A 25809-nucleotide genomic window follows, 5' to 3' on the forward strand; every position below is an offset into this window, starting at 1 on the left:
CACCCCGTCTGCGCTTACGATTCCAGCCAGTGAACATTTCGCGCGGCGAGTCCCGGGTGTCGGGGCTTGGCGACGGGTCGTCAATGGAGCCAACGCCATGGAAAAGGCAAAACCGAAGGGCAAGATCGAGGAATACCACCACCCCGCCGCCGGCTGGGGCGCCCTCAAGTACGTCGCGATCAACCTGATCAAGGAACGGGTCGCGGGCGGCAACTATCGCACGCTGTTCAGGCAGAACCAGCCGGACGGCTTCGATTGCCCCGGCTGCGCGTGGCCCGACCGGCAGCACGCGTCGACCTTCGAATTCTGCGAGAACGGCGTGAAGGCGGTCGCCGCCGAGGCGACCAGCAAGCGCGTCACGCCGGCGTTTTTCGATGCCCACACCGTCGAGGAACTGATGAAGCAGACGGACTACGAACTCGAGCAGCACGGCCGCCTGACCGAGCCGATGGTATACGACGCCCGCACCGACCGCTACCGGCCGATCGCGTGGGACGACGCGTTCGCGCTGATCGCGAAGCACCTGCAGGGGCTCGACTCGCCGCACGACGCGGCGTTCTACACGTCCGGCCGGGCCAGCAACGAAGCCGCGTTCCTGTACCAGCTGTTCGTGCGCATGTACGGCACCAACAATTTCCCCGATTGCTCGAACATGTGCCACGAAGCGACGAGCCGCGGCCTGCCGGCCACGGTCGGCATCGGCAAGGGCACGGTCACGCTCGACGATTTCGAGCGGGCGGACACCATCATCATCTTCGGCCAGAACCCCGCGACCAACCATCCGCGCATGCTCGGCGAACTGCGGGAGGCGTCGCGCCGCGGCGCGACGATCGTGTCGGTCAATCCGCTGCGCGAGCGCGGGCTCGAACGCTTCGCGAGCCCGCAGCATCCGCTCGAAATGCTCACGTTCGGCAGCACGAAGATCGCGTCGACGTTCATCCAGCCGAAGCTGGGCGGCGATTTCGCGCTGATCAAGGGCGTCGCGAAGCATGTGGTCGAGCTCGACGACCGGGCCGTCGCCGAAGGCGGCGAGCGCGTGATCGACGTGGATTTCATCCGCGAGCACACGCTCGGCTTCGACGCGTTCGCCGACGACCTGCGCGCCGAAAGCTGGCCGCTGCTCGAAGCCGAATCCGGCGTCGCGCGCGAGGACATCGAGGGCCTCGCCCGCATCTACGCGAACGGCCAGCGCGTGATCGCGACCTGGGGCATGGGCATCACCCAGCACAAGCACTCGGTGCAGACCGTGCACCTGCTGTCGAACCTGCTGATGATGCGCGGCAACATCGGCCGCGAAGGCGCGGGGCTCTGCCCGGTGCGCGGGCACTCGAACGTGCAGGGCAACCGCACGGTCGGGATCGAGGAGAAGCCGTCGCATGCGTTCCTCGATCGCCTCGGCCGGGTGTTCGGCTTCGAGCCGCCGCGCGGGCACGGGCTCGACGTCGTCGAAACGGTCGCGCACATGATCGAAGGCCGCGTGAAGGTGTTCATCGGCCTCGGCGGCAACTTCGCGATGGCGACGCCCGACACGCTGCGCACCTTCGACGGCCTGCGCTCGTGCGCGCTGACCGTCCACATCACGACGAAGCTGAACCGCAGCCACCTGGTCCACGGCACCGACGCGCTGATCCTGCCGACCCTCGGCCGCACCGAGATCGACACGCAGGCCGGCGTCGCACAGGGCGTGACCGTCGAGGACTCGATGAGCATGGTCCACATCTCGTACGGGATGAACAAACCCGCGTCGCCGCACCTGATGTCCGAGACCGCGATCGTCGCGAACATCGCGCATGCGACGCTCGGCGACGCGAAGGTCGACTGGCTCGGCTACGCGCGCGACTACGCGACGATCCGCGACGCGATCGAACAGGTGGTCGAAGGCTTCGACGACTACAACGCGCGCATCGCGCATCCGGGCGGCTTCCACCTGCGCGTGGCGTCGCGCGAGCGCGACTGGGCGACGTCGACCGGCAAGGCGAACTTCGTCGTGCACGCGATCCAGCAGGACACGCCGATCGCGCGCGCGAAGCACATCCACGGCGAGCGCCTGATGACGCTGATGACGACCCGCTCGCACGACCAGTACAACACGACCGTCTATGCGCTCGACGACCGCTATCGCGGCGTGTTCGGGCAGCGCCGCGTCGTGTTCATCCATCCGGCCGACATCGCGATGCTCGGCTTCAAGAATGGCGACTGGGTGGACATGACCACGGTGTGGAACGACGGCGTCGAGCGCCGCGCGAACTATTTCCGGCTGGTCGAGTACGACATTCCGCGTGGCTGCATCGGCGCGTACTACCCGGAAACCAACCCGCTCGTGCCGCTGTCGAGCGTCGGCGACGTCTGCAACACGCCGACCTCGAAGTCGATACCGGTGCTGCTGCACCGCTCGTCCGAGCCGGCCGCCGTGCCGGCGTTCTGACGCCCGCGCCAGCCGGGCGCAGGTTCCCGCCGATAGCGGGCTTGCGCGGGCCGCCGGAAGGCATCGCTCAGGAACGGGGCAACGCGCGTTGCCGGCCGCGTCCGCCCCGGGGACGCGGCCCCGTCACTCGAGCTCGATGTCGCCGCCGAACGCGACCTTCAGCTTCAGGCCGGCGACTTCCAGCGTGATCGTGGCCGGCAGCGTCTCGCTCCCCGTCACGTCGCCGCTGGCCGCGGCCTGCGCGACCGCGTGCTCGATCTCGCGCTGCGCGGCGATGCCGAAAGACTTCAGCAGCTTGCGAATGCTCATGTTCAGCGTTTCGTCGTTCATGCTCATCTCCCGTTTTCCGTGAAAGCGCTCGGCATCGCCGGTGCGCGCTTCGATTCTGGCAAACGCGGCGGCGCGCGTCATCGGGAGCATCACGTATGGGGAGCTGCGCGCCTCGCTCTGCCGGCCCGATCCCGTGCGCCCACCTGGCCCGCGCCATCCATTGATCGGACGATAGCCATGGCCATGCGTGGCGACGGTCGCGCTTCGACGAAAGGCCGTCGCAGCGACGAAAACCGCCTATGGTTGAGAAGGCGACCGGCGCCGCGCGCGGCCGGCCTCAACGTCGGCCCGAGAACAAGGAGACCATCATGAAAGCCGTGCTTTTCGCCTGCTCGATCCTGCTGGCCGCCGCATCGGCCAGCGCCGTTGCGCAGGAGACCCCGGCGATGCCCGCCGGCGGCGCGCTCGTCGCCGCGAACGGCATGACGCTCTACACGTTCGACAAGGACCCGGCCAATGCCGGCACCAGCGCCTGCACCGGCGGATGCCCGAGCCTGTGGCCGCCGTACCGGGCGAGCGCGACCGACCATCCCGCCGCGCCCTATTCCGTCGTCCGGCGCGACGACGGCAGCCTGCAATGGGCCTACAAGGGCAAGCCGCTGTATTTCTTCTCGCAGGATCAGACGAAAGGCGACCGCAAGGGCGACGGCTTCAGGAACATCTGGCACGTCGCGGCGCCCTGAGCGCATCGCGCGCCCGGACGCCCGACATGCGACGGCCCGGCCGGATCGCCCGGCCGGGCCGTGTGCCTGCGCGTTGGCGCGCGCGATGCCCGCCGCATGGCGAGCGCCGCGCGCGATCGCGGCCGCGCGTCAGCGGCTCGACGGGAAGCTGAACACCGTCCCTTCGCGCACGCCGGCCGACGGCCAGCGCTGCGTGATCGTCTTGCGCTTCGTGTAGAAGCGCACGCCATCCGGGCCGTACGCGTGCAGGTCGCCGAACAGCGAGCGCTTCCAGCCGCCGAACGAGTGGTACGCGACCGGCACCGGCAGCGGCACGTTGATGCCGACCATGCCGATCTGGATGTTGTCGCTGAAGAAGCGCGCCGCCTCGCCGTCGCGCGTGAACAGGCAGGTGCCGTTGCCGTATTCGTGTGCATCGATCAGCGCCATCGCTTCGCCGAGCGACGCGACGCGCACGACGCCGAGCACCGGCCCGAAGATCTCGTGCTGATAGATCGGCATGCCCGGCTTCACGTGGTCGAACAGGCACGGGCCGAGGTAGTAGCCGCCGTCGTGGCCCGGCACCTTCACGCCGCGGCCGTCGACCACCAGCGTCGCGCCCGCCGCGACACCCGCCTCGACGAAGCCCGTCACCTTGTCGAAATGCTGCTGCGTGACGAGCGGCCCCATGTCGACGCCCTGCTCGACGCCCGGGCCGACCTTCATCTTTGCGATTTCGGCCTGGATGCCCGCCACCACCGCATCCCCCGTCTCGTCGCCGATCGCGACGACCAGCGGAATCGCCATGCAGCGCTCGCCGCACGAGCCGTACGCCGCGCCCATCAGCGCGTTCACCGCGTTGCCGATGTCCGCGTCCGGCATCACGACCGCGAAGTTCTTCGCGCCGCCGAGCGCCTGCACGCGCTTGCCGTGCGCGCAGCCGGTCGTGTAGATGTATTCGGCGATCGGCGTCGAGCCGACGAAGCTCACCGCCTTCACGCGCGCGTCGGTCAGGATCGTGTCGACCGCTTCCTTGTCGCCGTTGACGACGTTCAGCACGCCCGGCGGCAGGCCGGCTTCCAGCGCCAGCTCGGCCATCCGCAGCGTCGACGACGGCGTGCGCTCCGACGGCTTCAGCACGAACGTGTTGCCGCACACGACGGCCATCGGCCACATCCACAGCGGCACCATGATCGGGAAGTTGAACGGCGTGATCCCGGCGACGACGCCGAGCGCCTGGAACTCGCTCCACGAGTCGATCGCGGGGCCGACGTTCTTGCTGTGCTCGCCCTTCAGCAGCTCGGGCGCGTAGCTCGCGTATTCGACGTTCTCGATGCCGCGCTGCAGTTCGCCCATCGCGTCGGCGAGCACCTTGCCGTGCTCGGCCGTGATCAGCGCGCACAGCTCGTCCGCATGCTCCTCGAGCAGCGTCTTGAAGCGGCTCATCACGCGGGCGCGCTTCAGCGGCGGCGTGTTGCGCCATGCCGGAAACGCGGCCTGCGCGGACGCGATGGCCGCCTCGACGGTCGGCTTGTCCGCGAGCATGACGCTCTTGTTCGATGCGCCCGTGGCCGGATCGAACACCGGCTGGACGCGGCTGCCGCCGTCGACGCGCTTGCCGTCGATCAGGTGGCCGAGAGTGGAGGTGACGTTGCTATCGTGTTTCATGATTCGGATTCGCTCGTGATTCGGTAATCGGGGGCGTGCCGCGCACGGCTCACTCGACTGCGTTCAGCGCGTCGGAGAGCGCGTTGACCAGGTTGTCGATCTCGCGCTTTTCCGCGATGAACGGCGGCGCGAGCTGGATCGTGTCGCCGCCGTAGCGGACGTAGAAGCCCTTCTCCCAGCAACGCATCGCGATTTCGTACGGACGGCGCGCCGGCTCGCCCGGCGCGGGCGCGATCGTCAGGCCCGCGGCCAGCCCGCAGTTGCGGATGTCGACGATGTGGCGCTGGCCCTTCAGGCCGTGCACCGCCGCCTCGAAATGCGGCGCGAGCTCGCGCACGCGGCCGATCATGTCTTCCTTCACCAGCACGTCGAGCGCCGCGACGCCCGCCGCGCATGCGACCGGGTGCGCCGAATACGTGTAGCCGTGCGGGAATTCGAGCATGTATTCCGGGCCGCCCGCCGCCATGAAGGTGTCGTAGATCTCCTTCTTCGCGATCACCGCGCCGAGCGGCTGCGCGCCGTTCGTCACCTGCTTCGCGACGTTCATGATGTCCGGCGTGACGCCGAACGCCTCGGCGCCCGTCATCGCGCCCGCGCGGCCGAAGCCCGTGATGACTTCGTCGAAGATCAGCAGGATGTCGTGCGCGGTGCAGATGTCGCGCAGGCGCTGCAGATAGCCCTTCGGCGGAACGACCACGCCGGCCGAGCCCGAGAACGGCTCGACGATCACCGCCGCGATGTTCGATGCGTCATGCAGCGCGATCAGGTCGAGCAGGCGGTCGGCCAGCTCGGCGCCATGCTCCGGCAGGCCGCGCGAGAAACGGTTCTCCGGCAGCTGGGTGTGCGGCAGGAAGTCCGCGTCGATGCCCTGGCCGAACAGCTTGCGGTTCGGCCCGATGCCGCCGACCGAGATGCCGCCGAAGTTCACGCCGTGGTAGCCCTTCTCGCGGCCGATCAGGCGCGTCTTGGTGCCCTTGCCCTTCGCGCGCCAGTATGCGCGGGCCATTTTCAGCGAGGTGTCGGCCGATTCCGAGCCGGAGCCGGTGAAGAACACGTAGTCGAGGCCGTCCGGCGTCAGTGCCTTGAGCCGGTTCGCCAGCTCGAACGACTTCGGATGGCCGAACTGGAACGCCGGCGCGTAGTCGAGCTGCGCGACCTGGCGGCTCACCGCCTCGGTGATCTCGGCGCGGCCGTGGCCGAGGCCCGTGCACCAGAGGCCCGACAGGCCGTCGAAGATCTTGCGGCCGTCGGCGTCGGTGTAATACGCGCCCTGGCCGGACACGATCATCCGCGGGTCGGCCTTGAACTGGCGGTTGGCCGTAAACGGCATCCAGTGCGCGTCGAGCCAGGCGGCGTCGGTGCGGAGAGCTTCTTCTTGCTGCGGTGCGGTCTGAACGGTCATGTCGGTCGGCGCGGCGCGCCCCTCGTCGATGAAGATGTTGCGCATTGTCGGGACGCCAATTAGTCTTTTGAATATCGCAATATCAATGTTCACTTGCGCAATCATGCAAGCAAAGAAACCGAAGAGCCGGGCGCTGCTCGGACAGCTCAGCGACATGGACCTGCGGCTGTTGCGGGTCTTCAAGGGCGTCGTCCAGTGCGGCGGGATGGCGGCGGCCGAGCTGGAGCTGAACATCGGCATCTCGACGATCAGCCGGCACGTGAAGGATCTCGAAACGCGGCTCGGCCTCGTGCTGTGCCGGCGCGGCCGCGCGGGCTTCACGCTGACGCCCGAGGGGCAGACCGTCTACGAGGAAACGCTGCGGCTGCTCGCGTCGATGGAGGCGTTCCGCAGCCGGATCGACGGGATTCACGACCGGATGGGCGGCGAGCTGCACGTCGCCGTGTTCGACAAGACGGCGACCAATCCGCACGCGCGCCTCGGCGACGCGATCCGCCAGTTCGCCGACGAAGCGCCGGACGTCGCGCTGAACCTGCACGTCGCGTCGATCAACGAGGTCGAGCGCGGGATCATCGACGGCAGCTATCAGGTCGGGATCATTCCGGCCCACCGCAGTTCCGGCAGCCTCGTCTACACCGACCTGTTCGACGAGCGGATGCGGCTGTACTGCGGCACGCAGCACCCGCTGTTCGACGCGCCGCACGGCCGCCTGACCTGGAGCGCGATCCGCAAGTATCCGTTCGCCGGGCTCGGCTATCACTCGCCAAACATGGAGCTCAGCCACCGCGCGAAACTGACGCGCAGCGCGACCGCGTCCGACCAGGAATCGATCGCGACGCTGATCCTGTCGGGGCGCTATCTCGGTTTCCTGCCCGATCATTACGCGGAGAGCTTCGAGCACAAGGGGCTGATGCAGGCGATCGCGCCGCAGCGGTTCCACTATGCGTGCCGGTTCGTCAGCCTGCTGCGGCGCTCGCCGCGGCCGTCGCGGGCCGCGCTGCTGTTCCAGTCGTGCCTGGATGCGGCGCATGCAGCCGGCAAGCCGGGCTGATCGGGTGGATCGCGCGCTGCCCGCATCGCCGGGCAATCCTTGCGCGCGCAATGGTTATCGGGCAGACCGGCGCGGCAACAGGCACAATACAGGCCGATCACGCCGGCCGCACACCCGTTCGACATCCGAACAGGATGACGTCGCAGCGCCGGCAGCCGCTCCTCCGATGCCGTCATGAACCACTCGATTCCCGATCCCGCCGTCACTGCCGCGCGCGTGCCGAACTCGCCGCGCTTCCTGCTGTTCATGATCTGCCTGTTCTCGTCCGCCGGGCAGCTCGCGATCGACATCTACGTGCCCGCGCTGCCCGCGATGGCGCGCTTTTTCACGACGTCGCCGCAGGCGATCCAGTCGAGCGTGTCCGGCTACATGGCGGCCTATGCGTTCGGCCAGCTCGTGTTCGGGCCGGTTGCCGACGCGTACGGACGCAAGCGCGTGCTCGCGTTCGGGCTCATCGTCTACACCATCGGCTGCCTGCTGTCGCTCGGCGCGCCGAACCTGGAGACGTTCATCCTCGCGCGCTGCCTGCAGGGCTTCGGGATCGCCACCACCAACCTGCTCGCGAAGGCGATCATCACCGATTCGTTTTCCGGACAGGCGCTGATGCACGCGTTCACCTACATGTCGATCGCGTGGGGGCTCGCGCCGATCGTGGCGCCCGTGATCGGCGCGCACCTGCAGACGTGGTTCGGCTGGCAGGCGTGCCTCGTGTTCCTGCTCGTCTACTCGCTCGCGATGTGGGCCGTGCTGTGGCGCTATCGCGAGACCTTGCGGCGGCCGGTGCGTCTCGAGCCGCGCACGCTGATGACGAATGCCGGAAAGGTGCTGTCGAGCCCGGTGTTCCAGAGCTGCTTCCTCGCGCAGGGGCTGTGCTACAGCATCCTGCTCGTGTTCAACATCATCGGGCCGTTCATGGTGCAGAACACGCTGCACAAGCCGCCGACCTACTTCGGCTACCTCGCGCTCGGCATCGGGATGATGTATTTCCTGGGCGGCCTGTCGAACCGCGTGCACGGCCCGCGCCTGCCGTCCGCCGAGCGGCGGCTGCATGTCCTGACGCGCGTGATGGCCGCCGCGTCGATCGCGATGCTGGTGCTCGCGCTGACGGTCGGCCTGCGCATCTGGACGCTCGCCGCGCCCGTGCTCGTGATGGGGTTCTGCGCCGGCGCGATGTATCCGACGCTGATGGCCAAGGGCAATTCGCTGTTCCCGCACATCGCGGGCCTGACGAGCGCGATCCTCGGCTGCGCGCTGCTGCTCGTGTCGTCGGCGATGATGGGGCTCGCCGGCTTCGTGTCGGTGCAGGTGCTGACGCCGCTCGCGGTGTTCTTCGTGATCCTCGCGCTCACGGTCGTCGTGATGGTGACGAAGCTGCTGCGGCATCTGGCGCAAACGCAGCCCACGGCCGTCGTGCGCGGCGGCAGCGAGGCGGCGTGAGCGGCGGATTCACCTTGGCGGCGTGACCCGCGTGAGCGGCGGCCAGGCAGCGAAGCGGCATGAGCCCGCCGCCCGCTCGGCATCTATGCGCCGCTCTGCGATAATGCCGGCTTCCGCGATCCTCGCCGACTCCTTGCCGCCATGACGTCCGCTCCGTTCCCGACCGACCTGCCACCGATCTCGTGCCTGCCCGGCGACACGCTGCCGTGGCTGCCGATGAGCCCGGACCTGCCGGGCCTCGCGATCAAGTATCTGCACATCAATGCGGCCGAGGACACGCTCACCGCGCTGCTCAGGATGCCGGCGGGCGGAACGCTGCCGCGCCACCGCCATGACGGGCAGGTGTTCGTCTACACATTGCAGGGTGCGTGGCGCTATCTCGAATACGACTGGGTCGCGCACGCAGGCTCGACGGTGCTCGAACCGGCCGGCTCGGTCCATACACCGGAAGCCCTCGGCGACGCCGGCTCCGACGTGATCACACTCAACGTGATGCGCGGCGATCTCGTGTTGCTCGACGACGACGGCCAGGAAACCGCACGGGAGAATTGCCGCGTCGCGCTGCTGCGGCAGCGCAAGCATGCGCGCACGGCGCCGGATGCCGCTGCGCCGTTCATCACGCGCTGAAAGCGGCGGCGCGCATCGTTCGGCGCGGAATCGCACGCGATACCGGGATGTGTCCGACCGGCGCAAGCTCCGGGCCCAAGCCGTCGCGCTGCGCGCGCGTGGGCGAGCAGCGCCGCTGCCTCGCCCGCGCATTCGCGCCGTGCGTCAGTCGTCCGTGCCGGCCAGCGTCTGACGGCGAGGCAGCGCCGGATACGGTTTCGCGCCCTTGATGCCGGACCACAGCACTTTGTTGTATCTGGCGGGCGGCACCTGATCGGCCTCGTCGAAGTTGAAGCCGGCGGTCACGCGATCCCAGTAGGCGGCGTCGTGCGTCGGCCTGACGTCCGGACCCTGCGCGAACCGCACGCTGCCGTCCGGCTCGGACAGCGCCAGCGTCGTCGTCTTCAGGACGGTCGAGGCGGTCGCGTCGTAGGTCCATGCACCGGACGCGTGGATGTCGAAGACGTCCGTCATCGGCCGCTGATACGCGGTGTTCAGGTTGATGTGCTGCGTGCCGAGAATGTCTTCGATCGTCCGCAGCACATTGACCTGGCTGTAGCGCGTGCTGACCACCGCGCCTTGCTTCACGTACGGTCCGACGACATAGCTCGTCGCGCGATGCGAATCCACGTGATCCGGGCCATCCTGGCAATCGTCTTCGGTGACGATGATCAGCGTGTTCGCCGCATACGGGCTGTGGGCCACGGCCTCGACGAGCCGGCCCACCGCGAGGTCGTCGTCGGCCTGCTGGGTTTCCGGCGTGTTGACGCCGGCGAGCGCGGTGCCGAAGCTGCCCGTGTGGTCGTGGCTGAAGCGAACCGTCGACAGGCTCGGCAGGTTGCCTTGCGCGACGAACTGGTCGAATTCGCGCTTCCACTCGTTGTAGCGCCAGAGATCCGGGTAGTTCTGGTCGTAACCGCGGAAGTAGAGGTCGGTGAGCGCGGCGAGCGACGTGTCGAGCGGCGCGACCTGCACGATGCCCGCGCCGAATGGATTCGATACCGGCGCGCTCTGGGTGCCGATGCTGCCGATGTTGTTCACCAGAAAGCCGTAATTGCGCACGGTGCCGCCGGCTTCGAGCACCGCATTGAAGATGTAGCCCTTCTGGATGCCGAACGGCGCATCGGAGGACGCATGGTCGCCGGTGCCCGCCAGCAGGTTCGCCGGCCCGCCGGCCAGCCCGCCCGCGCCGCTGCTGTAGGCGCCGTTGGTCGCGTGGTCGCGGTCCGCGACAGTGGCCAGATTGACCGGCACGTTGCGGTTCGACCCTTCGGACTCGTAGGACAAGCCCCGGTTCACGGCCGCGTAGTTGATCTGCTGGGTGATCGTTTCGGTATTGGTCACGCGGCCCTGCAACGCCCATGACCAGCCGTCCATGCTGCCGTCGCCGGGGTCCATGAAATTGTCCAGCGTGACGAAGCCGGTCGCCAGCCGGTGGAAGTTCGGCGTGATGTTCCTGCCGAACATCGCCAGCTTCGGATCGGCATTCGCACCGTTGTGCAGGTCGCCGAGGATCTGGTCGAACGTGCGGTTTTCCTTGACGATGTAGATGACGTGCTTGATCCGGTTGCGCAGGAACTCGATCTTCCGCTCGCCGCGCTCGGCCGGGTCGTCCGAATAGAAGTTGTTGCGCGCGACGATCTCCGTCAGCTGGTGGAGCGCGTGCGCGTCGGGCACCCTGGCGCTGACCAGCGACGCGCGTTCGAGCTGGAACTGATACTGGTTCGATGCTCTCGCCGCCGCAGCCGCCGCCGCATTGCCGCCCGGGAAGGTGACGCTGGTGACGAGTTCCGTATGACCATACAGGTGGCCCGGATTCGCGCCCGTGACGCTCTTGCCGTTCACGATATACATCCAGCTTCCGTCGGCGCTGAACGTAATGTCGTGCGGCTCGTAGGCCGTCGGGATCAGGCCCGTGACCGTGTTCGCGCTGTGACCGGTCAGCGGGATCACAGCGACCGAGTTCGCGCCGGAATTCACCGCGTAGAGCGTCCTGCCGTCCCGGGAAAGCGTCACCGCGAAGGTTGCCGCGCCGGTGTACTTCGACCCGCGCAGCAGGTGCGCCGGACCGCGCGCATCGATCTTCGCGGCGACCGTGTTGCTCGCGGTGTCGATGATCGCGACCTGGTCGGCGTTGTCCTGCGCGACGTACAGCCGGGCTTGCGCGGCATCGAGCGTCATCCCGAGCGGATTGCCGTCGAGTTTGATGCGCTTGACCAGGTGGCCGGCGGTGGGCGACGAGATGTCGACCACGACGACTTCGCGATCGCGATCGGACGACACGTACGCGGTGCCGTTGCCCTTCACGACCACCGCGAACGGAAAAGTCCCGCCGGCGCCGCCGTTCGTGCCTTCATTGTTCGCGCGATACGGGCGAAGGTCGTGCTCGTAGCGCACTGTCTGCGTGGCGGTGTCGATCACGCTGATCGAATCGTTGTAGTTGTTGGCCACGACCAGCGTCTTGCCGTCGGCGGACAGTCCGAGGCCGCCGGCATTGGGTTGCACGCCCAGCCCCAGGCCCAGGCCCGCATGACCCAGCGCGATTTTCGCCGACTGCGACCACGCGCCGCCGGTGCGGCGATACACATACACGGCATCGTCGACGCCGCCCGCCGCGTAGAGCGTGCCGCTGTCCGGCGAGAAGGCCAGGCCGACGTGCGCGTTGGCCTGCTTGATCACCTGGGTCAGCACCGGCCGGGTCTTGTTGGCGCCCTTCACGTCGTACAGGAACAGGTATTGCGTCGAGTTTGCCGTGTCGACGTTGCCGTCGGGCAAATAAAGCGAATTCTGGCCGGCGCACAGCACCGCGAGCGTCGTGCCGTCGGGGCTGAGCTGCGAGCGCACCGCTTCGCCTGCGACGAAGTTCGGGTACGCGGGCAGGCCCGGGTTGAGCGGCTGCAGCACCGCGCCGTCGAGATGCCGGGGCGTGATGTACTGCCCCGTCGCCAGCGGTATCCCACGACTGTGTTCCGTGAATCCTCTTTCGTCGTCTGAATCGGCACGCGCCCCCTGTATCGCAAGCAATACGGCAGAGGCGACGACGCACAACCTGAATGCGCGTTCGAGCGGATGATTCCTCATGACTGCTCCTTGAAGACGACCGGACGGGGTCGGGGGGCGCGAGATGGCGAGAGGCGGACGGCGTATTACAAGAAATAACAAGCCGTACTGAAAGATAGTGACCGGACATGACGACGACGGGACAGCTATGTGTCCGGGTCGAGTCGGTTGAATGAATCCGATGAATAACGTCATTCGATCGACGCGATCGCGACGGAAAGCATGTCACCGCCGCGCCGCGCCTTCTTTCTGGCCTGCGCCGTGTTCAGCCTCGATCCCCCCTGCGGCGCGAGGGCGTCGACAAGGTGTCTTCCGTGAGCATTCCACTGCGATTGAAGCGGGGCAGACATCGACCATCTCGTCGATGAATTCCCGTGATGGATGAAAGCGGCGGGCGGCGCCGGCCGCGCCCGCCGCGCTGCATTCAGCGCTGCCGCGCCGGCTCGCCTTTCACGCCGAGCATCAGCGCCGCGCCGCTCGCGAGCAGCAGTGCAGACAGCAGGTAGACGGCAAGATCCATGCTGCCCGTGCGGGTGCGGATCAGGCCGATCACCCACGGGCTCACGATCCCGCTCGTGATGCCGATGCTGCTGATGAGCGCGATGCCCGCCGCCGCGGCCTTGCCGGACAGATAGCCGGTCGGCACGGCCCAGAAAATCGGCAGCGCGGCGAAGATCAGCGTCGCGGCGATCGACAGGCACGCGAGCATCGCGGCGAAGCTGTGCAGATGCAGCGTCAGCGCGGCGAGCGCGATCCCGCCGCCGACCGTGCAGAACGCGAAGTGCTTGCGGCGCTCGCCGGTGCGGTCCGAGCGGCGCGCGATCACGATCAGGCCGACCGCGCCGATCGCATTCGGCACCACGGTATAGAGGCTGACGGCCACCACATCGGTGATGCCGAAGTCGCGGATCATCAGCGGCATCCAGAAGTTGAGCGTCAGCGACGCGCAGGTCAGCGAGAAGTAGATGAACGCGAACAGATAGACGCGCGGGTTCAGCAGCGCGGCAGCAACGCTGCGCGTGTCGTGCGCGTGGTCGCTGCCCTGCCCTTGCGCGCACAGCGCGGCGATGCGCTCCTTTTCGGCGGACGTGAGCCACGAGGCGTCCTGCGGGCGGTCGACCAGATAGCCGAGCGCGACGAACGCGAGCACGATCGCGGGCGCGCCTTCGATCGCGAACATCCATTGCCAGCCGTGGAGGCCGAGCACGCCGCTCATGTCGCGCATGATCCAGCCCGACATCAGCCCGCCGAGCACGCCGGCGACCGCGACGCCCGCGAAGAACACCGAGATCACCGCCGCGCGCCGGCTGGCCGGGAACCAGTAGGTCAGGTACAGCACGATGCCGGGAAAGAAGCCCGCCTCGAACACGCCGAGCAGGAAGCGCATCGCATAGAAATGCGACGGCGCCGACACGAACATCATCCCGGCCGACGCGATGCCCCACAGCAGCATGATCCGCGTGAAGGTCCGGCGCGCGCCGAATTTCGCGAGCAGCATGTTGCTCGGCACCTCGCAAAACACGTAGCCGACGTAGAACACCGCCGCGCCGAGGCCGTACATCGCATCGCTGAAACCGAGATCGTGCTTCATCTGCAGTTGCGCGAAGCCGATGTTGATGCGGTCGAGGAACGACACGACGTAACACAGGAAAAGGAACGGGATGATCCGCCAGGCGATCTTGCGGAACATCAGTTGCTCGTCGGACGCGCACGCGGGCGCCACCGCCGGGCCGGCAGGAATGGATTGGGGCATGTCTCTCTCCAAACGGGCCGCGCGCGGATCGCGCGGCGGTCTCCGAGGCGTCGTTGCGCCTTCTTGTGAGCGGATCGGGGAACCACGACGAGGCGCCCGTGCGGGCGCCTCGCGGCGGGCGCGCGTCAGTTTTGCAGCGCGGCCCACATCTCCTTGTCGCGCGCCGCGGTCCAGATGCGCGGATGTGCGATGCCGCTCGCTTCGTCATACGCGCGCGACACGTCGAACGGCAGGCAGTGCTCGTAGATGAACACGTGGCCGAACTTCGGGTCCATCGCTTCGCGCGTCAGCGCCATCGAGCCCTTCAGGTCGAGCTTGCGCTCGACCGCCTTGCGGCCCTGCTCCAGCAGCGTCGTGACGAAATCCTTCGTGTAGTCGAGGCCCTGGTTCACCTCGGCCGGGTTCAGCAGCGCCGGGCCGCGGCCGGGCACGAGCTTCTCGGCGTTCAGCGCGCGCAGCGCCTCGAGCGTCGCCGGCCACTGTTCGAGCTGCGCGTCGCCGCAATAGCAGGCCGCGTCGTATTCGACCAGGTCGCCCGAGAACAGCACCTTCTGCGACGGCAGCCAGACGATCGTGTCGCCCTTCGTGTGGCCCGCGCCGAGATGCATGATCTTCACTTCGAGCTTGCCGAGGAACAGCGTGATCTCGCGCTCGAACACGAGCGTCGGCCAGGTCAGGCCCGGCACCGTCTCGACGCCCGCGAACAGGCGCGGGAAGCGCTCGATTTCCGACTTCATGTCGGCCTCGCCGCGCTCGACGATCATCTCGTAGGTGCCGCGGCTCGCGATCACGTTCTGCGCGCCTTCCTCGAAATACGCGGACGCGCCGAGCACGCGCACCGCGTGGTAGTGCGACAGCACGACGTGCTTGATCGGCTTGTCGGTGACGCTGCGGATCTTCGCGATCAGGTCCTGCGCCATCGCGGGCGTCGCGGTCGTGTCGACGATCAGCACGCTGTCGTCGCCGATGATCACGCCCGAATTCGGGTCGCCTTCCGCGGTGTATGCGTAGGCGTTTTCGGAGAGCTGGGTCCAGGTGATTTCTTTCGCTTCGAGATCGGCCTGGGAGGCAAATGCTTTGGACATGTTCCGTTCCGTGGCTGCACGCCATGTGTTGGGGGTGAATGGATCATCGTCCCGGGCCTATAATTTGTCAATAACAAGTTTGCTTGTTATTTACTAATGCGGGTAAACGCGCGGGCTGGCGCCGATATGGGTGTCGGATACCATGCGGGTGTTTCGATACGGGGTAAGCACATTGTTGAAAGACCAGGAGCGCGCGGACCGCGCGGCAGGCGACGCGGCGCAAAAGGCGCAGCGCGGCATCCAGAGCGTCGAGGTGGGCGGCCGCCTGCTCGACGCGCTGGCGCGGCAGCGCAAGCCGCTCGGCCTGAGCGAGCTGGCGGCGGACGCCGGGCTGTCGACCGCGCAGGCGCACACGTATCTGGTGAGCCTCACCCGCCTCGCGCTGGTGAAGCGCGACGCGATCACCGGCAATTACGAGCCGGGGCCGCTGTCGCTGCGGCTCGGCCTGATGTCGATCGAGCGCCAGCCGGCCTACCGCGCCGCGCTGCCGCATGCGGCGCGGCTCGCCGACGCGATCGGCTTCAGCGTCGCGCTGTGCGTGCCGGGCGCGCTCGGCCCGACGATCGTGCGCTACGAGCGCGGCGGCTATCCGCTGCACGTCAACCTTCACGTCGGCTCCGTGATGTCGCTCGACGCCACCGCGACGGGACGCGTGTTCTCGGCGTTCGGCGACCCGCTTCAGCGCGCGGCGATGGCCGAAGCCCAGGCGGGCGCGCCCGGCGCGCTCGCCGGCGGGAACGGCACACCCGCGGCCGATCCGGATGCCGCGCGTCGATGGCAAGCGCGCATCGACGAGATTCGCCGGCGCGGCATCGAGCGCAGCATCGACCTGCCGAGCCCGGGCGTGAGCAGCATGAGCGTGCCGGTGCTCGATGCCGACGGCCGGCTGCAGCTCGCGCTGACGGTGATCGGCTCGACCGGCTCGATCGACGTGGCGTGGGACGGCCCGGTGGCCGCCGCGCTGCAGGACGCGGCGCGGCAGGCCACGCACGCGCTCGGCGTGCCCGACGATACGCCGCCGGGCACGCCGGCGGTGGCGCGCTGCCCGCCCGCGCTGGCCGACGACGCGAAGGCGCAGCGCGGCATCAACGCGCTCGACAACACCGGCGACCTGTTGCTCGCGCTCGTGTCCGCGGGCCGCGCGCTGCCGTTGCGGGATCTCGCGGCGGCGGCGGGCATGCCGGCCGCCAAGGCGTTTCCGCACCTCGTCAGCCTGATCAAGATCGGCCTGTTGAGCCGCGACGACGCCGGCTGCTTCGATGCCGGGCCGCTCAGCCGGGAACTCGGGCTGATCGCGATGCAGCGCGTGTCGCCGACGCGCGACGCGGAGCCGGAGATCGTCGCGCTGGCGGAGGCGACCGACATGAGCGTCGCGGCGGCGATCCTCGGCCCGCTCGGGCCGACCGTGATCCGGCTGGAGGAAGCTGCGCGGCCGCAGCATTTCAGCCTGCGCGTCGGCACGGTGATGTCGCTCGTCAACACGGCGATCGGCCGGACGTTTGCCGCCTACGTGCCCGAGGACGTGCTCGCCGACCTGCTGCCGGGCGAAGCGGTCCGGCTGGCGGGCCGCATGGCCGAAGGCGACGCGCCCGCCGGCACGGGCGATGCCGCGCTGTCGGGCGACGCGTACCGGGCCCGCCTCGCGCGGATTCGCGCCGAAGGCATCGACGACGCGTTCGACGCGCCAGTGCCGGGCATCGCGACGCTGGCCGCCCCTGTGTTCGACCACACCGGCAGCGTCCGGCTCGTCATCGCGGTGATCGGCGCGTCGCGCGGCTTTGCGCGCAGCCGCGACAGCGAGACCGCGCGGCAGCTGCTCGCCGCGACGCAGCGCCTGTCCTGGCGGTTCGGCTGGATCGGCGCGGAATGACGACCCGCGACAATGCAACAAATCGTCAGATGCTATAGGGTAGCGGCTGGATCGTTGGACAGGCCCGCAGTGCCGGGTACGCTGGAATGAAGCAAGCTGTGACCCGCCTGCGGCGCATCATCGCGTCGATCGGCCTGCATTGGTACTTCGCCGTCCTGCTCGCGCTCGACGGCTTCATGGTGGTGCGCCCCGTCATCGACCGGGCCGGCCTCACGCTCGACGACACCTGGCTGGCGAATGCGCTGCGCCTCGTCGACAGCGTGGGCCTCGTCGTGCTGCCGCAAGTGATCGTCGCGGTCGGCCTCGCGACGATGGCGGTCGGCATCCTGCTGCGCGCCCGAGTGGCCTGGGTGCTGTCGATCGTGCTGCTGGTCGCCGCCGCCGCGATCAGCCTGCTCGGCGGCTACCGCGACCATACCGTCTTCGTCTATACCGGCGTGCTGGCCGGCGCGCTGCTCTACTACTGGCGCCACTTCGACCGCGCGAGCATCGCGGCCAGCAGCCTGTTCGCGATGCTCAGCATCGCGTCGCTGCTGATCTATGCGACCTTCGGCACCCTCTATCTCGGCGAGGAGTTCGCGCCGCCGATCCGCGACCTCACCACCGCCGTGTATTTCTCGATCGTGTCGATGTCGACCGTCGGCTTCGGCGATATCGTGCCGCATACCACTACCGCGCGCCTCTTCACCGCGTCGGTGATCGTGCTCGGCATCACCGTATTCGCGACGTCGATCAGCGCGGTCATCGGCCCCGTGATCGGCGGCAACCTCAAACGAATCGTCAAGGGAGGCATTTCGAACGTGATCCGCAAGAATCATTACCTGATCGTCGGCGCGACGCCCGTCGCGCACAGCGTCCACGACGGCCTGCGCAAGCGCGGCTACGCCGTCACCGTCATCGTGTCCGGCAACACCGAGCACAACTATCCGGCGGGCACCGACCTGGTCGTCGGCGACGCGACCGACCACACAGTGCTGGAGCGCGCCGGCGCGACGACGGCGCGCGCCGTGCTCGCGCTGCGCTCGGACGACGGCGAGAACGCGTTCATCATCCTCGCGATCCATGCGCTGGCGGCGTCGGTGCGAACCGTCGCGCTCGTGAACCACGGGCGGAACCTGGAGCGGCTGAAGCTGCTCAAGCCCGACATGGTGTTCTCGCCGCAGCAGCTCGCCGGCGAATTGCTCGCGAGTACGCTCAACGACGAAGCGATCGACAAGTCGATGATCTCGCACCTGCTGTTCAGCACCGCGGACGAGGATTGAGTTGACGCGCGAGGGTCGCAACGCCTGAGGCTTGATGCCTCAGGCTGGAGGCGCGAGGCGCGAGGCTGGGGAGCTGGGGAGCTGGGAACTGGGAGCTGGGAGCTGGGAGCCCCGGAGCCCCGGAGCCCCGGAGCTGAGACTGGAAAGCTGAGAGCCGACGCAAATGCACGAACGGCCCGGCCGCCGGAGCGGGATGCTCCCCGGCGGCCGGGCCGTTCGCGTGTTGCGCCGGGCGGCGGAAAGCCGCCCGGAACGCGGGTGGTATTACTTCGCCGGATCGCCGGCCAGGTCGATCGCCTTGTCCGAGCCGACTTCCGTGCGCAGCTGGAATTTCTGGATCTTGCCGGTGGACGTCTTCGGCAGCTCGCCGAAGCGCACGACCTTCGGCAGCTTGTAGCTCGCGAGCAGCAGGCGGCAATGCGCGATGATCTCTTCCTCGGTCGCCTGCATGCCGTCGCGCAGCTCGACGAACGCGCACGGCACCTCGCCCCACTTCGGGTCGGGCATCGCGACGACCGCCGCCACCGAGACAGCCGGATGCCGGTACAGCGCGTCTTCCACCTCGATGCTCGAGATGTTCTCGCCGCCCGAAATGATGATGTCCTTGCGGCGGTCCTTGATGCGGATGTAGCCGTCCGGGCTCAGCACGCCGAGATCGCCGGTGTGGAACCAGCCGCCGTGGAACGCCTCCTCGGTCGCATGCGGGTTCTTCAGGTAGCCCTTCATGCAGATGTTGCCGCGGAACATGATCTCGCCGAGCGTCTCGCCGTCGGCGGGCACCGGCGCGAGCGTATCGGGGTCGAGCACCGTCGCGCCCGCCTGCAGGTGGTAGCGCACGCCCTGCCGCGCGTTGACGCGCGCCCGTTCCTCGTCGGACAGCTGATCCCAGTGCGCCTGCTTCGCGCACACCGACGCCGGGCCGTACACCTCGGTGAGGCCGTACACGTGCAGCAGGTCGAAGCCGATCTCCTTCATCTTCGCGATCACGGACGGCGACGGCGCCGCGCCCGCGACCATCGCGTGGACGGTGTGGTCGATCCCTTCGCGCAATTCGGCCGGCGCGTTCGCGATCGCGCTCTGCACGATCGGCGCGCCGCAGTAGTGGGTGACGCGCTCGTTGCGGATCAGGTCGAACACGGTCTTCGCGTCGAACCGGCGCAGGCAGACGTTGACGCCCGCGCGCGCGGCGACCGCCCACGGGAAGCACCAGCCGTTGCAGTGGAACATCGGCAGCGTCCACAGGTAGACGGCATGCTTCGGCATGTCCCATTCGAGGATGTTGCTGAGCGCGCCGAGGTACGCGCCGCGGTGGTGATAGACGACGCCCTTCGGGTCGCCCGTCGTGCCGGACGTGTAGTTCAGCGCGATCGCTTCCCATTCGTCGGACGGGCCGACCCATGCGTAATCGGGGTCGCCGCCTTCGAGGAACGCCTCGTAATCGGTCGCGCCCGCGAAGCGGTCGTGGTCGGCAGGCGCCACGTCGGCGACGCTGACGATCTTCAGGCCCGGCACTTCGAGCGCCGCACGGTGCGCGAAGTCGGCGTACTCGGTGTCGACGATCAGGACCTTCGCCTCGCCGTGACGCAGCATGAACAGGATCGACGGGATGTCGAGCCGGGTGTTGAGGGTATTGAGGACGGCGCCCGCCATCGGCACGCCAAAGTGCGCCTCGACCATCGCCGGGATGTTCGGCAGCAGCGCCGCGACCGTCTCGCCGCGGCCGACGCCGGCCTGCACGAGCGCGCTGGCGAGCCGCCGCGCGCGCGTATAGGTCTCGCCCCAGGTGCGCCGCACGTCGCCGTGCACGATGGCGAGCCGGTCGCCGTAGACTTCCGCTGCGCGCACCAGGAAGTCGATCGGCGACAGCGGAACGTAGTTTGCGTCGCGCCGGCCCAGCCCTTCCTCGAACATCTGCGTCATGATCGTGTCTCCTGCGAGGCGTGAACGCCTCGAATTGGTTTGATGTGGTTCAATTCGAAATAGCGTACCGGGCGCTATTGTGAGCCGTCTGTCATCGAAACGACAGAGTTGCCCGCACGGCATCCGTGTTATCCCTACCTTCGCCCACCCGTATCCATGCACGACGACGCTCACGCCCCCCTTGCGACACCTGTCCAGGAGGTGTTTCCCGCCCCCGGCCCGTTGCCTGTCCTGTTCGGCCAGTGCGCATGGTTCCGCACGCTCGCGCCGGAGCACCAGGCGCTCGTGCTCGCACAATCGCACGCGGAATGCCGCGAGGCGGGCGACTACGTCGCGCGGCGGCTCGCGCCGTCGGAATACTGGATCGGCGTGCATCAGGGGCTGCTCAAGCTGGCGATCTACAACGCGTCGGGGCGCGGCTGCACGTTTTCCGGGGTGCCGTCGGGCGGCTGGTTCGGCGAAGGCAGCGTGATCAAGCGCGAGCCGCGCAAGTACGACGTAATCGCGATCCAGCGTTCCGTCGTGCTGCTCGTGCCGACATCGACCTTTCATGCGCTGCTCGACGCCAGCCTGCCGTTCAGCCGCTTCGTGATCCATCAGCTGAACAACCGGATGGGCGAATTCATCGCGTCGATCCAGAACAGCCGGCTGCTCGACGTCGATGCCCGCGTCGCACAGTCGCTCGCGCAACTGTTCAATCCGGATCTGTACCCGGACACCGGCCGCTCGCTCGCGATCTCGCAGGAGGAGCTGGGCATGCTCGTGGGGGTGTCGCGGCAGCGGATCAACCAGGCGCTGCAGCAGCTGGAACGACTCGGCGTGCTGCGCCTCGCGTACAACCAGATCGAGGTGCTGGATCTGGCACGGCTGGCGCGGGTGGGGATGGAGCAGATATAAGCCGGGCACGGCGCTCAGGCCCGATCCGGCCGGATGTGCGCCCCCCGCCCCCGGCCGCACCCGCAGGCGTGTGCGGCCGGGGGCGCGCGCGAACCTGACAATTTCGCCAGTTTCGTGTCAGCGATACGCACCCCACGCGCGCCTATCATGCGAATGACTTTTACCTTCGTCTGACTGCCGCTCCCCCGCCTGCTCTCTCCATGTGGATCGTCAATCTCGCGCTCAAGCGCCCCTACACGTTCATCGTGATGGCCATCATGATCCTGCTGGCCACCCCGCTCGCGCTGATGCGCACCCCCGTCGACGTCCTGCCGTCGATCGACATTCCGGTCATCAGCGTGATCTGGAATTACAACGGCCTGTCGGCAAAGGAGATGACGAGCCGCATCACGGCGGTGCATGAGCGCGTGCTGACCACCACCGTCAGCAACATCGCGCACATCGAATCGACGTCGCTGCCCGGCGTCGCGGTCGTCAAGGTGTTCCTGCAGCCCGGCGCGAACGTGCAGACCGCGATCGCGCAGACCGTCTCGTCGGCGCAGGCGATCGTGCGCCAGATGCCACAGGGCGCGACGCCGCCGCTCGTGATCACCTATTCCGCGTCGAGCATCCCGGTGATCCAGCTCGGCCTGTCGAGCAAGACGCTCAGCGAACAGTCGCTCGCGGACATCGCACTGAACTTCCTGCGCCCGCAGCTGATCACGATCCCCGGCGCGCAGGTGCCTTACCCGTATGGCGGCCGCTCGCGCGTGATCTCGGTCGACCTCGACCCGCACGCGCTGATGTCGAAGGGACTGACGCCGGCCGACATCGTCAGCGCGGTCAACACGCAGAACCTGGTGCTGCCGACCGGCACGGCGAAGATGGGCGCGACCGAATACCGGGTCGAGACCAATGCGTCGCCCGACACCGTCGCCGCGCTCAACCGCATCCCGGTTCAGACCGTCAACGGCGCGACGACCTACCTCGGCGAAGTCGCGGCCGTGCGCGACGGCTTCTCGCCGCAGACCAACGTGGTGCGCCAGAACGGCCAGCGCGGCGTGCTGGTGTCGATCCTGAAAAGCGGCGACGCGTCGACGCTCAAGGTCGTGTCCGACCTGAAAGCACTGCTGCCCAAGGTCGAGCCGACGCTGCCCGACGGGCTCACGATCGCGCCGCTGTTCGACCAGTCCGTGTTCGTCGATGCCGCGGTGCACGGCGTGATCCACGAGGCGCTGATCGCCGCCGTGCTGACCGCGATGATGATCCTGCTGTTCCTCGGCAACTGGCGCAGCACGGTGATCATCGCGGTCTCGATCCCGCTGTCGATCTTCACGTCGCTGATCGCGCTGTCCGCGCTCGGCGAGACGATCAACATCATGACGCTCGGCGGGCTCGCGCTCGCGGTCGGCATCCTGGTCGACGACGCGACCGTGACCATCGAGAACATCGAGCGCCACCTGCATCTCGGCACCGGGCTGCGCGAGGCGATCCTCGACGGCGCGGGCGAGATCGCGATTCCGGCGTTCGTGTCGACGCTGTGCATCTGCATCGTGTTCGTGCCGATGTTCTTCCTGACGGGCGTCGCGCGCTACCTGTTCGTGCCGCTCGCCGAGGCGGTGGTGTTCGCGATGCTCGCGTCGTACGTGCTGTCGCGCACGCTGGTGCCGACGCTCGCGCTGCTGCTGTTCCGTGCGCCCTCCAATGACGCGGCCTCGCGCCCGCCGTCGGGCTTCGCGCGGCTCTACCATCGTTTCGACCACGCGTTCGAGCGCCTGCGCGCCGCGTACATGGTGCTGCTGTCCGTGCTGCTCGTGCGCCGCCGCTTCTACGCGTCGTGCTTCCTCGGCTTCTGCGTGCTGTCCACCGGGCTCGTGTTCGCGCTCGGCCGCGACTTCTTCCCGAACGCCGATTCCGGCAACATCCGCCTGCACATGCGCGCGCCGACCGGCTACCGGATCGAGGAAACCGCCCGCCTCGCCGACCAGGTCGAGCGCGTCGTGCGCGAAGTCGTGCCGCCGGGCGAGCTCGGCACGATCGTCGACAATCTCGGCCTGCCGGTCAGCGGCATCAACCTGTCGTACAGCAATGCGGGCACGATCGGCACGCTCGACGGCGAGATCATGATCTCGCTGAAGCCCGGCCACGGCCCGACGCAACGCTACGTCGAGCGGCTGCGCGCGCTGCTGCCGCAGCGCTTCCCGGGCATCGAGTTCTTCTTCCAGCCGTCGGACATCATCACGCAGATCCTCAACTTCGGGCAGCCCGCGGCGATCGACGTGCAGGTGCTCGGCAACGATCTCGCGAGCAACATGGCCATCGCGAGCCGCCTGATGAAGGAAATCAGGCAGATTCCCGGCGCAGTCGACGCGCACATCCTGCAGCGCAACGACGAGCCGACCCTGGTGGCCGACATGGACCGTACGCGCATGCAGCAGCTCAACCTCTCCGCGCAGAACGTCGCGCAGAACATGCTGATCTCGCTGTCGGGCAGCTCGCAGACGACGCCCGCGTTCTGGGTCAATCCGAAGACGAGCGTGCAGTACCCGCTCGTGATCCAGACCCCGCAATACCAGATCGGCTCGGTCGACGACCTGCTCGGCACGCCGGTCTCCGCGGGCGGACGCAGCGGCGCGCCGCTGCAGCTGCTCGGCAACCTGGTGCAGATGAGCCCGGGCGTGAACCCGGCCGTCATCAGCCACTACAATATCCGCCCTGAGGTCGACCTTTACGTGAGCGTCGAGGGGCGCGACCTGGGGTCGGTCTCCACCGAGATCGAGCGGCTCGTCACCGGCGCGCGCGCGACGCTGCCGCGCGGCACGGAGGTCACGATGCGCGGCCAGATCGACACGATGCGCTCGTCGTACCTCGGCCTCGGCGCCGGCGTCGCGATGGCGATCGTGCTCGTCTACCTGCTGATCGTCGTGAATTTCCAGTCGTGGCTCGATCCGCTGATCATCGTCAGCGCGATGCCCGCCGCGCTCGCCGGCATCGCGTGGATGCTGTTCATCACCGGCACGCACCTGAGCGTGCCGGCACTGACGGGCGCGATCATGACCGTCGGGGTCGCAACGGCAAACAGCATTCTCGTGGTCTCGTTCGCGCGGGAGCGGCTCGCGGCCGGCGCGCCGCCGCTGACCGCCGCGCTCGAAGCCGGCGCGACCCGGATCCGCCCGGTGCTGATGACGGCGCTCGCGATGATCATCGGCATGGTGCCGATGGCGCTCGGCCTCGGCGAAGGCGCCGAGCAGAACGCGCCGCTCGGCCGCGCGGTGATCGGCGGGCTGCTGTTCGCGACGGCCTCGACCCTGCTGTTCGTGCCGCTCGTGTTCGGCGGCGTCCATGCGCGCCTCGCGCGGCGCCGCGCACGCAAGGCCGGCGCCTGATCCTGATTCGCTTATTGACCGGTTGATTTCATGGAAGAGAAACATCACAGCTCCGTCGGCATCCACGTGGACGAATCCGGCCTCGACCTCCCCGCGCGCGCGACGGTGTGGCGGCGCGCGCGGATCGTGCTGCTGGTCGTCGGCGTCCTGCTCGCCGCGGGCGCGGCGCGCACGGTCATCACCAACGTCGTGAACCGCAACCGCCTCGACGCGATCACCGCGCAGAACGCGCGCCAGTACGTGCTCGTTGCACGGCCGTCGCCGGCGGCGAGCGACGGCGCGCTGACGCTGCCGGGCACGCTGCGCGGCTTCGTCGAGGCGCCGATCTATGCGCGCGCGAGCGGCTATGTGCTGCGCTGGCAGGCGGACATCGGCGCGCACGTCAGGCAAGGCCAGCTGCTGGCGGAACTGGATACGCCCGAACTGAACCAGGAACTCGCGCAGGCCAGCGCGCAGCGCCAGCAGGCGCAGGCCGCGCTCGCGCTCGCGAAGACGTCGTTCGAGCGCGCGCAGCAATTGCGCCAGCGCGACGCGGTCTCGCAACAGGAACTCGATGATCGCCAGGGCGCGTTCAACCAGGGCACCGCGAACCTCGCGGCCGCCGACGCGAACGTGCGCCGGCTGACCGAGCTGAAATCGTTCCAGCGCGTCGTCGCGCCGATCGACGGGATCGTCACGCAACGCAATATCGACGTCGGCGATCTCGTCAACGCGGGCAACGCCGGCGCCGGCCGGTCGCTGTTCACCGTCGTGCAGGCCGACCGGCTGCGCCTGTACGTGCAGGTGCCGCAGGCGTACGCGCCGCAGGTCAAGACCGGCCAGCACGTGAGCGTCACGCAGGCGGAGCTGCCGGGCCAGCGGTTCGACGGCACGATCACGCGCACCGCCGAGGCGATCGACGTCGCGACCCGTTCGCTGCAGATCGAGATCACGCTGCCGAACCCGGACGGCCGGCTGTTGCCCGGCGCATTCGTGCAGGCCGCGCTGTCGATCGCGCCGGCCGGCCGGCTGTCGAT

At 68.3% G+C, this 25809-nt stretch carries 18 protein-coding genes; 10 read left to right on the forward strand and 8 right to left on the reverse strand.

Annotated elements, in window-relative coordinates:
- The first annotated feature begins 97 nt into the window (after window positions 1–97).
- The gene (locus tag LIG30_RS02220) at window positions 98–2425 is read left to right on the forward strand and encodes an FdhF/YdeP family oxidoreductase (RefSeq protein WP_038709299.1); all 2328 of its coding nucleotides are present in this window, start codon (window positions 98–100) and stop codon (window positions 2423–2425) included.
- Between the two features lie 123 nt (window positions 2426–2548).
- On the opposite strand, the gene LIG30_RS02225 is transcribed toward LIG30_RS02220, so the two are convergent.
- Window positions 2549–2755, reverse strand: coding sequence for a DUF6494 family protein (locus LIG30_RS02225; protein ID WP_038709323.1), 207 nt, complete (start codon window positions 2753–2755; stop codon window positions 2549–2551).
- A 308-nt stretch (window positions 2756–3063) separates the two neighbouring features.
- Between LIG30_RS02225 and LIG30_RS02230 the strand changes: the two genes are divergently transcribed.
- A complete protein-coding gene (locus LIG30_RS02230; RefSeq protein WP_038709325.1) occupies window positions 3064–3438 on the forward strand; it encodes a COG4315 family predicted lipoprotein in 375 nt (124 codons plus the stop codon).
- 129 nt (window positions 3439–3567) lie between these two features.
- Here LIG30_RS02230 and LIG30_RS02235 read toward each other — a convergent pair whose 3' ends face one another.
- Complete coding sequence (locus LIG30_RS02235; protein WP_038709300.1) at window positions 3568–5085, reverse strand: CoA-acylating methylmalonate-semialdehyde dehydrogenase; 1518 nt, start codon at window positions 5083–5085, stop codon at window positions 3568–3570.
- A gap of 49 nt (window positions 5086–5134) precedes the next feature.
- The gene (locus LIG30_RS02240) at window positions 5135–6487 is read right to left on the reverse strand and encodes an aspartate aminotransferase family protein (RefSeq protein ID WP_038709326.1); all 1353 of its coding nucleotides are present in this window, start codon (window positions 6485–6487) and stop codon (window positions 5135–5137) included.
- A gap of 103 nt (window positions 6488–6590) precedes the next feature.
- Here LIG30_RS02240 and LIG30_RS02245 point away from each other — a divergent pair, with 103 nt between their 5' ends.
- The 3 genes from LIG30_RS02245 to LIG30_RS02255 all read left to right on the forward strand — a co-directional run bounded on the left by LIG30_RS02245 (window position 6591) and on the right by LIG30_RS02255 (window position 9602).
- The gene (locus LIG30_RS02245; RefSeq protein WP_038709302.1) at window positions 6591–7538 is read left to right on the forward strand and encodes a LysR family transcriptional regulator; all 948 of its coding nucleotides are present in this window, start codon (window positions 6591–6593) and stop codon (window positions 7536–7538) included.
- A 174-nt stretch (window positions 7539–7712) separates the two neighbouring features.
- Window positions 7713–8975: a multidrug effflux MFS transporter gene (locus LIG30_RS02250; protein WP_038709303.1), complete on the forward strand. Its 1263-nt coding sequence runs from the start codon at window positions 7713–7715 to the stop codon at window positions 8973–8975.
- A gap of 141 nt (window positions 8976–9116) precedes the next feature.
- Complete coding sequence (locus tag LIG30_RS02255) at window positions 9117–9602, forward strand: 2,4'-dihydroxyacetophenone dioxygenase family protein (protein WP_038709305.1); 486 nt, start codon at window positions 9117–9119, stop codon at window positions 9600–9602.
- Between the two features lie 144 nt (window positions 9603–9746).
- Here LIG30_RS02255 and LIG30_RS02260 read toward each other — a convergent pair whose 3' ends face one another.
- The 4 genes from LIG30_RS02260 to LIG30_RS02270 all read right to left on the reverse strand — a co-directional run bounded on the left by LIG30_RS02260 (window position 9747) and on the right by LIG30_RS02270 (window position 15479).
- Entirely contained in the window at window positions 9747–12662 is a 2916-nt protein-coding gene (locus tag LIG30_RS02260; protein ID WP_051994833.1) for a bifunctional YncE family protein/alkaline phosphatase family protein, read from the reverse strand.
- Window positions 12663–12832: 170 nt separating this feature from the next.
- Window positions 12833–12991, reverse strand: coding sequence for a hypothetical protein (locus LIG30_RS26740; protein WP_160326671.1), 159 nt, complete (start codon window positions 12989–12991; stop codon window positions 12833–12835).
- A 74-nt stretch (window positions 12992–13065) separates the two neighbouring features.
- Window positions 13066–14394: an MFS transporter gene (locus tag LIG30_RS02265; protein ID WP_038709307.1), complete on the reverse strand. Its 1329-nt coding sequence runs from the start codon at window positions 14392–14394 to the stop codon at window positions 13066–13068.
- 125 nt (window positions 14395–14519) lie between these two features.
- Window positions 14520–15479 (reverse strand): MBL fold metallo-hydrolase, encoded by a 960-nt coding sequence (locus LIG30_RS02270; protein WP_038709308.1) that lies wholly within the window; start codon window positions 15477–15479, stop codon window positions 14520–14522.
- Window positions 15480–15651: 172 nt separating this feature from the next.
- Between LIG30_RS02270 and LIG30_RS02275 the strand changes: the two genes are divergently transcribed.
- Window positions 15652–17349, forward strand: a complete 1698-nt coding sequence (locus LIG30_RS02275; protein ID WP_235510143.1) for an IclR family transcriptional regulator — start codon at window positions 15652–15654, stop codon at window positions 17347–17349.
- An 86-nt stretch (window positions 17350–17435) separates the two neighbouring features.
- Window positions 17436–18611 carry a voltage-gated potassium channel protein gene (kch, locus tag LIG30_RS02280; protein ID WP_038709310.1) on the forward strand — a complete coding sequence of 392 codons (1176 nt, stop codon included), beginning with the start codon at window positions 17436–17438 and terminating at the stop codon, window positions 18609–18611.
- 264 nt (window positions 18612–18875) lie between these two features.
- Here kch and LIG30_RS02285 read toward each other — a convergent pair whose 3' ends face one another.
- Window positions 18876–20531, reverse strand: a complete 1656-nt coding sequence (locus LIG30_RS02285) for an acyl-CoA synthetase (RefSeq protein ID WP_038709311.1) — start codon at window positions 20529–20531, stop codon at window positions 18876–18878.
- A 156-nt stretch (window positions 20532–20687) separates the two neighbouring features.
- Here LIG30_RS02285 and LIG30_RS02290 point away from each other — a divergent pair, with 156 nt between their 5' ends.
- From LIG30_RS02290 to LIG30_RS02300, 3 genes are all read left to right on the forward strand, one after another.
- The gene (locus LIG30_RS02290; RefSeq protein WP_038709312.1) at window positions 20688–21428 is read left to right on the forward strand and encodes a Crp/Fnr family transcriptional regulator; all 741 of its coding nucleotides are present in this window, start codon (window positions 20688–20690) and stop codon (window positions 21426–21428) included.
- Between the two features lie 200 nt (window positions 21429–21628).
- A complete protein-coding gene (locus tag LIG30_RS02295) occupies window positions 21629–24793 on the forward strand; it encodes an efflux RND transporter permease subunit (protein WP_038709313.1) in 3165 nt (1054 codons plus the stop codon).
- A 30-nt stretch (window positions 24794–24823) separates the two neighbouring features.
- Window positions 24824–25809 (forward strand): efflux RND transporter periplasmic adaptor subunit (locus LIG30_RS02300; RefSeq protein WP_038709315.1); only part of this gene is annotated, 986 nt, incomplete at its 3' end.

The organism is Burkholderia sp. lig30 (assembly GCF_000687455.2).
In the GTDB taxonomy this organism is placed as follows: Bacteria; Pseudomonadota; Gammaproteobacteria; order Burkholderiales; family Burkholderiaceae; genus Burkholderia.